The 9517-nt window shown below is 70.0% G+C and carries 10 protein-coding genes and 1 pseudogene; 3 read left to right on the top strand and 8 right to left on the bottom strand.

Annotated features, from left to right (window positions below):
• The 8 genes from HUV01_RS07885 to HUV01_RS15145 all read right to left on the bottom strand — a co-directional run.
• Positions 1-344: Gfo/Idh/MocA family oxidoreductase (locus HUV01_RS07885; RefSeq protein ID WP_174297746.1), on the bottom strand; the 344-nt coding region annotated here is incomplete at its 3' end.
• A 169-nt stretch (positions 345-513) separates the two neighbouring features.
• The gene (locus HUV01_RS07890; RefSeq protein ID WP_217430956.1) at positions 514-1494 is read right to left on the bottom strand and encodes an MDR/zinc-dependent alcohol dehydrogenase-like family protein; all 981 of its coding nucleotides are present in this window, start codon (positions 1492-1494) and stop codon (positions 514-516) included.
• Positions 1495-1504: 10 nt separating this feature from the next.
• Positions 1505-2587 carry an inositol-3-phosphate synthase gene (locus HUV01_RS07895; protein ID WP_438827159.1) on the bottom strand — a complete coding sequence of 361 codons (1083 nt, stop codon included), beginning with the start codon at positions 2585-2587 and terminating at the stop codon, positions 1505-1507.
• Positions 2588-2672: 85 nt separating this feature from the next.
• On the bottom strand, positions 2673-3536 hold the full coding sequence (locus tag HUV01_RS07900) for a CDP-alcohol phosphatidyltransferase family protein (protein ID WP_174297748.1): 864 nt from the start codon (positions 3534-3536) through the stop codon (positions 2673-2675).
• Entirely contained in the window at positions 3533-4363 is an 831-nt protein-coding gene (locus HUV01_RS07905) for an NTP transferase domain-containing protein (protein ID WP_254606482.1), read from the bottom strand. Before HUV01_RS07905 ends, HUV01_RS07900 begins: the two co-directional genes overlap by 4 nt.
• A 13-nt stretch (positions 4364-4376) precedes the next feature.
• Positions 4377-5312, bottom strand: coding sequence for a glycosyl hydrolase (locus HUV01_RS07910; RefSeq protein ID WP_174297750.1), 936 nt, complete (start codon positions 5310-5312; stop codon positions 4377-4379).
• A complete protein-coding gene (locus HUV01_RS07915) occupies positions 5309-6109 on the bottom strand; it encodes a TIGR04290 family methyltransferase (RefSeq protein WP_174297751.1) in 801 nt (266 codons plus the stop codon). Before HUV01_RS07915 ends, HUV01_RS07910 begins: the two co-directional genes overlap by 4 nt.
• Positions 6110-6128: 19 nt before the next feature.
• Positions 6129-7049: a histidine phosphatase family protein gene (locus tag HUV01_RS15145; RefSeq protein WP_254606484.1), complete on the bottom strand. Its 921-nt coding sequence runs from the start codon at positions 7047-7049 to the stop codon at positions 6129-6131.
• Between HUV01_RS15145 and HUV01_RS07925 the strand changes: the two genes are divergently transcribed.
• The 3 genes and pseudogenes from HUV01_RS07925 to HUV01_RS07935 form a co-directional block, all read left to right on the top strand.
• A complete protein-coding gene (locus tag HUV01_RS07925) occupies positions 6930-8045 on the top strand; it encodes an SDR family NAD(P)-dependent oxidoreductase (RefSeq protein ID WP_174297753.1) in 1116 nt (371 codons plus the stop codon). The genes HUV01_RS15145 and HUV01_RS07925 overlap by 120 nt on opposite strands.
• 52 nt (positions 8046-8097) lie before the next feature.
• The gene (locus HUV01_RS07930; protein WP_174297754.1) at positions 8098-9171 is read left to right on the top strand and encodes an SDR family NAD(P)-dependent oxidoreductase; all 1074 of its coding nucleotides are present in this window, start codon (positions 8098-8100) and stop codon (positions 9169-9171) included.
• A pseudogene (locus tag HUV01_RS07935) lies at positions 9168-9517 on the top strand (glycosyltransferase family 4 protein); the annotation flags it as partial. The gene HUV01_RS07930 and the pseudogene HUV01_RS07935, both read left to right, overlap by 4 nt.

Below are 9517 nucleotides of genomic sequence, written 5' to 3' on the forward strand. Positions count from 1 at the left end.
GCCGAGGAAAAGCCGGTCAAAGATCGGCACGCGGTCTCCGCCGCGCTCCGCCCGAGCGGCTTCTGGCAGAACACCGCCGCGCCCGCCGCCAGCGCCGCGATCGACTGGTCGGCATGGAGCGCGGACGGGGTGGCGATCACGATTCCGTCGAGGCCCAGCGCCAGCATCGCGTCGAGCCCATCGACCAGTGTCGCCCCCGGCGCGAGCGCCTGCGCCTGGGCGGCCGCGTCGGGCGACGCGTCGGCGATCGCCGCCGCCTCCACCACGCCGGTCGCGAGCATCGCCGCCATGCGGTGGCGGCCGATCCAGCCGGTGCCGAGGAAACCGATGCGGGGGAGGGTCATGGAATGGGCCTGTCCGAGTGGAGATGTCACCCTCACCCTTCCCACCGGCTGCGCCGGCGGGCTCCTTTCCTCTCCCGTCGGGAGAGGGAGGGAGGCGCGAAGGGGGCCCCAGAAAGTAGTACTTTCTGGGGTGCCCCGTAGCGGCGGAAGGGTGAGGGTGACTAAGCTGTCAGAACGTCACCAGCGCTTTCAGGAACCCGTCCGGCCGGTCGCGGGCGGCATCCAGCGCCTCGCCCAACCGATCCAGCGGGTAGCGGTGTGTGTAGAGCGGCGCGGGGTCTAGCCGCCCGCTCGCTACCGCGTCCACCGCTTCGCGCAAGCCGCGCATCTGCACCGCCGGGTCGCGCTCGTGCGCGTTGACGACGTCGATGCCCTTCCAGTTCCACGCCTGCATATTGATCTGGCGCGGCCCGTCCTGGTGATAGCCCGCGACTACCAGCCGGCCACCGAAGCCCACCAGCTCGCCCGCAAGGTCCAGCGGCCACTGCCGGCCGACGCACTCGATCACGCGCTCGCACCCGGCGTCGCCGGTCAACTCGTTTACACGCGCGATGATCGCGTAATGGTCATCCATCGGGATCGTCTCGGCCGCGCCGTAGCGGCGCGCGAGGTCGAGGCTGAACGGGCGGCGCGAGATCGCGAGGACGCGCGCGCCCGCGTCGGTGGCGAGCCGTGTCAGCAGCGCGCCGAGAAAACCGATGCCGATGATCGCCACCGTCTGCCCCGCCGCCACGTCGGCGCGGCGGAAGATATTCATCACGCAGCCGAGTGGCTCGCCCGGTACGGCCATGCCGGCCAGTTCAGGGGGCAGCTTCACCGCCATGTCGGCGGCGACGAGGTCGTAGTGCGCGAAGCTGCGACCCGACAGCGTCGCCACCCGGTCTCCGATCGCGAAACCATCCCCATCGGCGGAGGAAATGCCCTCGCCGATCGCGTCGACCACCCCCCAGCCCTCGTGCCCCAAGCCGCCCGGTTCGCCGGGATAGCTGGACCACGGCTGGCCTTCCCAAGGCTCGACGTTGGAGCTGCACACGCCGCAACCTTCCAGCCGGACGCGCAACTCGCCCATACCGGGCTCGGGCAGCGGAACCGTGTCGACCCGCATCGCCCGCGCGCCGGTCAGCACCGCCGCCTGCATCGTCCGGGTCATGGCTGCGCGCTCAGGCGGCGTCGGCGATGAACGCCTCGACCGCGGTGAAGGCCTGGTCGTCGGTCATCTGCTTGGGCGGATGCTTGCAGAAATAGGCAGATGCGCCCTCCACCGGCCCACCGATGCCACGGTCGCGCGCGATCTTGGCGCAGCGCACCATGTCGATCGCGACGCCCGCCGAATTGGGGCTGTCCTCGACCGAGAGCCGCATTTCAAGGTTCATCGGCACGCCGCCGAACAGCTGTCCCTCCATGCGGATGAAGGCGACCTTGTTGTCGTTCTGGAACGGTACGTAGTCGCTCGGCCCGATATGGACGTTGTCGTCGTCCAGACGCTCGGCCGCGACCGCTTGCACCGCCTCGGTCTTGCTGATCTTCTTGGACTTCAGCCGGGTGCGGTTCGACATGTTGAGGAAGTCGGTGTTGCCGCCGGTGTTGAGCTGGTACGTCCGGTCGAGCTTCACCCCGCGCTTGGCGAACAGGTCGGTGAGAACGCGATGGACGATCGTCGCGCCCATCTGCGCCTTGATGTCGTCGCCGACGATCGGGACGCCCGCGTCGGTAAACCGCTTCGCCCAGACGGGGTCGCTGGCGATGAAGACAGGGATGTTGTTCACGAACGCCACCCCGGCCTCAAGCGCGCATTCGGCATAGAACTCGGTCGCCTGCTGGCTGCCGACGGGCAGATAGTTCATCACGACGTCGACCTTGGCCGCGCGCAACTGCGCCACCACCTCGTCCCGCGTCGGCTGCGCCTCGTCCGACAGGATGAAGGTGCGATCGTCCTTGGGATAGTCGAGCATATGCTCGGCGACCCCGTCGAGCACCGGTCCCATGCGGACGACGGCGCCCGTGGTCTCCACATCTCCCTCGAAGACCGCGGTGCAGTTCGGCTTGGCGAAGATCGCATCCGCGACGTCCTGTCCGACCTTGCGCGCGTCCACGTCCCATGCCGCCACCACCTTGATGTCCGACGGGGTATAGCCGCCCAGGTCCCAGTGCATCAGGCCGGTGACGTCGTTCGTCCCCTCGCGGTAGTGATAGAGGCCCTGTACCAGCGAACTGGCACAGTTGCCGACGCCGACGATAGCCATTCGAATGTCGTTCACGGTGTCGTGCTTCCCGTCCCTTGTTGTTTCCTAACGCGCGACCCGCTTGCGAGGCCCCGCGACGTCCCGTCTACGCCCCCCGACGCAACCCGACGCCCATCTCCGGTACGGCCGGCGTGTCCGCGCGGATGCCGAACCGGTCCACCACCTGTCGCTCGACATGGCGTTGCCACGCCATGGTCGCCAGCGTCACGAGCGCAAGCGGCACCAGTTCGATCCACCAGAACAGCGCCGGCGTCCGCACCAGCACCGCCAGCGCGATCGCTGCGACCCGTACGTTGGCGCTCAGCAGCGCCATAGCCCGCATCGAGGGGACGGCACAGCGCGCATAGTCGATCGCGATACCCGCTCCGGCCGGTCCGGCCAGCAACGCGTCGAGCCTGCCGCCCCACCGGTCGGCGGCGGTAGCCACCGCGTCGTACAGCGGCACATGCCCCGCGCGCGGCGGCGCCGGGCGGAGCGTCAGGCGGCGGTGGAAGCGCGACCGCTCGCCCTCGTACAGCGCGGACTGTACCGTGTGCGCCATGCCCGCGGAGATCGCGAGCGCCCAGCCGGCGACCGTCCCGATCGACAGCGCCAGACCGACGTAGATCATGATGAAGACGCCGTGGTCGCATACCCCGTCGAGGATGCGGCCGGTACGACTGGCGGTGCCGGTCGCGCGCGCGATCATCCCGTCGAGCCCGTCGGCGACCAGCCAGCAGGCGGCGAACGCCAGCCCCAGCATCGCCCCGCGCCAGCCCGGCAGGCCGACGAACGCGGCCATCGCGAGCAGCCCGAAGCCGAACCCCAGCACCGATACCAGGTTCGCCGATACGCCCCGCCGCACGGCGAGAGGCAACAGGAACCGCGCCACGGGATGGATCACGTAGAGGTTGCTGAGATCCTCGATCCGGCGATCGCGCGATCCGTCCGGCGGCGGAATTGTCATCATCGCGTCATGCGCGTTTCACCGCGATGACGCAAGCGGAAGGCATCTCGGGTGGGGTGGCTGGGGCGTTCGGAGTCGCCCGTCGGCGCGGCGGCGGCCTCTAGGAGCAGCCGATCCTCCGCCATCGCCAGCGCGGGCGGATCGTCCACATCTATCCAGTCAAGATCGCCAATGTCGTGCACAAGCGCCTTCCCGCTCGCGGCGAGTGCCCGCACCCCTTCCGTGATCGAAGGCCGGTCGAGGCCGGCTAGCGCGTCGAAGAAGGCTGGCCCCACCGCGAACACGCCGGTGTCGAACGCGTCGTAGCTCGCCAGGCCCTTGCCGATCGTCACGATATGGCCGGTGCCTTCGGTAACGACGCAGGTCACGTCATCGAGATCGACCGCGTCAGAGTCCAGGCGCCGGTCGATGCCCAGCCTCAGCCCCGGACCGGGACCCACCTGCGCCATCGCCCGGTACAGCGCGGGCTCGACGAGATGATCGCACATCACCAGCAGCGCCGGGCCGTTTGCGATCCGCCCGCCCGCCAGCGCGGAGACGCCGTTGGGCAGCGTCCAGTCGTCCACCGCGACGGTCTCCACCGCCAGCGGCCAGCGGCGCGACGCGAGGTGCGCGACCAGCTGTTCGCCCAGGTAGCCGACGACCACGATCGCGCGCGCGATCCCCGCCATTGCCAGCCGCTCCAGCGCATGGTCGACCAGCGGCTTGCCACCGATCGGGCACAGCGGCTTGGACGGCGCGGCCGCGCGCAGCCGGCTGCCCTCGCCTGCGGCCAGCACGATCGCGGTATCGACGGGCGCTGCTTCAGGCGCCGCATCGCCCGCGCTCACTGGCCGCGGCCGATCATGCCAGGACCTGGCTGGATACCGCAGCGACGGTCGTCGGGATCGCGGCAGGAGCATAGCGATCGATCGCCCAGGCGCAGAAGTCCGCGAACCGCTCCGGCTCGCGCGCGGGGCTGGTGTGGTGCGGCTCGATACCGAGATGGTCGGGCGTGAAGCAGAAGGTCAGCGTGACGTCGAACGGCGCCAGCGCCTCCATCTGCCGGTCGAACCAGTCGGTGGCGTCGGGGCGGAACGAATCGGCCCAGCTGAGACCGGTGCGCAGCCGGCGCGTGCCCAGCCGCTTCATCCAGGCGACCGCGTCGGCGAGCCGCGGGTCCTCGAAATGGAACCACTGCATCAGCCCCATCTCGCTCGCGACCCGTTCGTATTCCTCCAGCGCGGGCTTGGGCGTGCCGTCCTCGCGGATCAGGCCCATGTAGAAGTGACGGTAGTAGCTCGATCCTTCCGCCTCGCGGTGGCGTGTCTCCGCTCCCCACGCCATCGGCAGGTCGAACAGCGAGTACCAGAAGACCCGCGGCACCCGGCCCAGCAGCAGCTCGGCGGTGCGCTTCAGGCCAAACACCTGGACCTCCTCCGCGCCGAACGAGCCGACGCCCACCTCCGTCGCCCAGATCGGCAGTTGCGTCACCGCCTCGATCTCGGCGATCTTGTCGGGCCAGGCGTGGATCGGCCACAGGTTCCAGTCGAGCGGGAAGCCGTGCACCGCGACGACGTCGACATGGTCCAGCGCGCCATGTCCCTCCATCCGCCGCAACCACTGCGGATCGATCGGCGACATGCCGCCCAGCACGCGCGTGACCGCCGGGTTCGCGGCGCGGATCGCCTGTCCCGCCAGCGTCACTGTCCGCGCGAACAGCGCCCAGTCGGGGTCGAGGCCCATGTCCCAATGCGACTTGTTGTTGGGCTCGTTCCAGATCATCGCCGCTTCGATCAACGGCCGCCTCCCCCGGTCGGACCGCAGGCGGGGTACACCGCCGCCGGACCGTGTTCGCCATAGGGAACGGGAGCGATCCGGCACCAGTAGACCTCGTCCTCCGGATGCGCCTCGACGGTGAACCCCGCCGCGCGCAGCATCGCCTCGGATCCCGCCCGGTTGGGCGCCCACCAGTTGGTCCAGTCGCCGGCATACGCCCGTTCGATGAAGTGCAGCCTGGGATAGGCGGGGTCGTCGAAATACCCGGGTGGGTCGAACGTCCCGGGCATATGGAACGGGTGGTCCTCGGGCGCGGCATAGGTCGCCTTCGAGCCTTGCTGCATCGTCTGGAACAGCATCGCGTCGCCTGCGACATGCTCCCGTATCAGGTCGAGCGCGAGGAGCGGATGGCGCAGGTGATAGAGCACGCCCATGAAGATCACGACGTCGAACCGCTCGCGCAAGCTTCCGACGTCATAGACCGACAGCCTGGCGAACTCGACGTCGCCATAGCCGAGCGTGTCGGTCGCCAGCTTCGCCTGCGCGAGGTAGCGATCGTCGGAGTCGATCCCCAGCACGCGGCCCGCGCCGCGCTTCTTCATCTCGACGCAGTAGAAACCCGCGTTGCAGCCGATGTCGAGCACCGACCGGCCCGCCAGGTCCGCAGGGATGGCGCCGGCGAAGCGGGCGTATTTGAACGCGGGATAGTCGCCCAGAAAATGATCGGGCGCGGTGACGACGCCCTGCCCCAGATCGATGTTGTGGAACCAGGGAGCGAGCGCGGCGACGCGCTCCTTCAGGCTTTCCCCATCCGCCATCCCGTACCGCTCCCAGTTCTCAAACGACGTTCATGGAGGCGATGCGGCCACCCCGCTCGCCGGCCACGACCCGTGTGACCGACGCGGGGTCGATATCGAACCGATGGAGGTCGGCCAAGCCCAATCCCAACACGTTACAGACAGCGGCCCGGATGAGATCGCTGTGCGTGACGAGCACGACCGTCGCCCCTGGCCGCGTCGCCGCCTCGCGCGCGATCAGCCCGATGATGCGCGCCTGCGCCTCGCCCATGCTCTCGCCGCCGGGGCAGCGGGCGGTGGCGCGCTCCGCGTTCCACCTCGCCCAACGCGGATCGGCATGCAGCGCCGCGAAGCTCGTCCCCGTCCACTCGCCGGTGTCGATCTCCAGCAGCGCGTCGTCGGTCGTCACAGGCACGCCGACGGCGGCGGCGATCGCGGCGGCGGTCTCGCAGGTGCGCTCCAGCGGGCTCGCCAAGATCGTGTCGATCCGCCCGCCCGCCAGGGACGCCGCGAGCCGATCCGCCTGCGCGCGCCCCACAGCGTTCAGCGCCACGCCGGGCCGGCGGCCCGACAGCCGGACGTCGACATCGTCGGTGACGGCGTGGCGGACGAGAAGGAAAGTGGAGGTCATGCGCCTGCGACGCGCGCGTTCGCGAGCGCGATCCGGCACGATTGACACCGGCAGGAACAAAGAAGAAGAAGCCTGGCCATCCACCGGATACTCTTGTCGAGACCGGCGATACAGGGGAGCAGCCGAACGGATGCGACGCAACACCGAACGGCGGCCGGGGTCAACCCCGGTCGCGACCCGCATGCCGGGCCGGGCCGCGAGCCTCGAGGCATGAGCGAGACCGTCCTCGTCACCGGCGGCGCGGGGTTCATCGGCCGTTTCGTCGCTGAAGAGCTGTTGCGGCGTGGCCACCGGGTACGCGTGCTCGACAGCCTGATCGAGCAGGTCCACGGCCAGGTCGACGGGTCGGCGCTGCTGTCGCCCGAAGCGGAACTGATCCATGGCGACGTGCGCGACCGGGCGGCCGTCGCGACCGCGCTGAAAGACGTGGACAGCGTGATCCACCTTGCGGCCGAGGTCGGCGTCGGCCAGTCGATGTACGAGGTCGAACGCTACACCTCCACCAACGATGTCGGCACCGCCGTGCTGTTCGAGGCGCTGATCGCCGATCGCAAGCGCCGCGTCGTCACCGCCTCGTCCATGTCGATCTATGGCGAGGGGTTGTACCGCGACGCCGACGGCGCGCTGGTCGAGGACGCGGACCGCCCGAACCTCAGGGACGGGCTGACGCAGTGGGACCCGGTCGACGGCGCGGGTCGCCCGCTGATCCCGGTGGCCACCCCCGAGTGGAAGCGCCCGGCGCTCTCGTCGATCTATGCGCTCAACAAGTACGTGCAGGAGCGCACGACCCACATCATGGCCGCGCCCTACGGGATGGAAGGCGTGTGCCTGCGGCTATTCAACGTCTATGGCCCAGGCCAGGCGCTGTCGAACCCCTATACCGGCGTGCTGGCGATCTTCGCCTCGCGGCTGCTCAACGGGCAGAAGCCGATGATCTTCGAGGACGGCGAGCAGCGGCGCGACTTCGTCCACGTATCGGACGTGGCGCGCGCCTTCGCCGATGCGCTGGTGCTGCCGGCGGCGGCGGGGGGCACGTTCAACATCGGATCGGGGCAAGACCGGTCGGTGACGGACGTCGCGCGGGAACTGGCGCGCGCGATGGGACGCAACGATCTCGCGCCCGAGATCGTCGGCAAGGCGCGGATCGGCGACATCCGCCACTGTTTCTGCGACACGGGCCTTGCCGCCGAGAAGCTCGACTTCCGCGCCCGGCAGGATTTCGGCGCCGGCCTCGCGGTGCTGGCGGAGTGGGTTGCGGACCAGACCGCGACCGACAACGTCGCCGCCGCCCGCGCCGAACTGGAGATGCGGGGGCTGGTTGCGTGAGGGGTGGCGTGAGGATGGTCAGCCCATTCCTCCCCGAGCAGGCTCGGAGAGGATGGGCGTGAACCCCGTCCTCGTCACCGGCGGCGCGGGGTTCATCGGCTCCAACCTCGCCGACCGGCTCGCGCGCGATGGCCATCGGGTGCGGGTGTTCGACGCGCTCAGCCGGCCGGGGGTGGAGGCGAACCTCGGCTGGCTGCGGGCGAACCACGGCGACGTGATCGAGTTCGTCCATGCCGACGTGCGCGACCACGCGGCTCTGGACGCGGCGGCGTCGGACGCGAAGGCGGTGTTCCACTTCGCCGCGCAGGTCGCCGTCACGACGTCGATGACCGATCCGGCCGAGGATTTTGCAATCAACGTCGGCGCGACCTTCGCGCTGCTGGAGGCGCTGCGCCGACGCCGTGAGCGGGAGGGGGGCGACGGCACGCCGATGATCTTCGCCTCGACCAACAAGGTGTACGGCGACCTCGCCGACCTCGACTTCGCGCTCGAAGACGACGCCTACGTCCCCGTCGACGCCGGGATACGCGCGCACGGCATCGGCGAGGCGCGCGGCCTCGACTTCCACACGCCCTATGGCTGTTCCAAGGGCGCGGCGGACCAGTATGTGCTCGACTATGCGCGCAGCTTCGGCGTGCCGACCTGCGTCCTGCGGATGAGCTGCATCTACGGCCACCGCCAGATGGGGACGGAGGACCAGGGCTGGGTCGCGCATTTCCTGATCCGCGCGCTGGAGGGCCGGCCGATCACGCTGTACGGCGACGGGCATCAGGTCCGCGACATCCTCGACGTGTCGAATGCGGTCGACGCCTATGTGCGCGCATGGGAACGGATCGACGTGGTGAAGGGCCGCGCGTTCAACCTGGGCGGCGGGCCGGCCAACGCCGTGTCGTTGCGGCAGCTGCTTGCGCACATGGGCTCGCTGATCGGGCGCGAGGTCGCGATCGAGGGCGCGGACTGGCGGGCGGGGGACCAGCGTTACTTCGTCGCCGACACCCGCGCGGCGCAAGGCGCGCTGGGGCTGGATCCCAAGGTGGACTGGCGCGAGGGCGTGGCGCGGCTCGCGCGGTGGCTGGCGGCCGAGCGGCGGCTGAACATCGTGCTGCCGGCGGACATCGCGGCGTGAAGCTGCTGATGACCGCCGACCGCGTGGGCGGGGTGTGGCAATATGCGACCGACCTCGCGGCCGCGCTCGCGCCGATGGGCGTGGAGACGGTGGTGGCGGCCATGGGGCCGGCTGCGGAGAGCCCTTTCCCCTTCAGGGGAGAGGGTTGGGAGAGGGGCAGTGATCGGCGCCCGCCCGCCCTTTCCCTCTCCCCGGCCCTCTCCCCGGCCCTCTCCCCTGAAGGAGAGAGGGAGTATTTGGTCGTCGACACCCACCTCCCCCTCGACTGGCTCTGCGCCTCCCCCGAGCCCGTCCGCGCCGCCGCCGGCGCGCTCGCCGACCTCGCGCGCGAGATCGGCGCGGACGT

It is taken from the genome of Sphingomonas bacterium (genome assembly GCF_903643035.1).
Lineage (GTDB): Bacteria > Pseudomonadota > Alphaproteobacteria > Sphingomonadales > Sphingomonadaceae > Sphingomonas.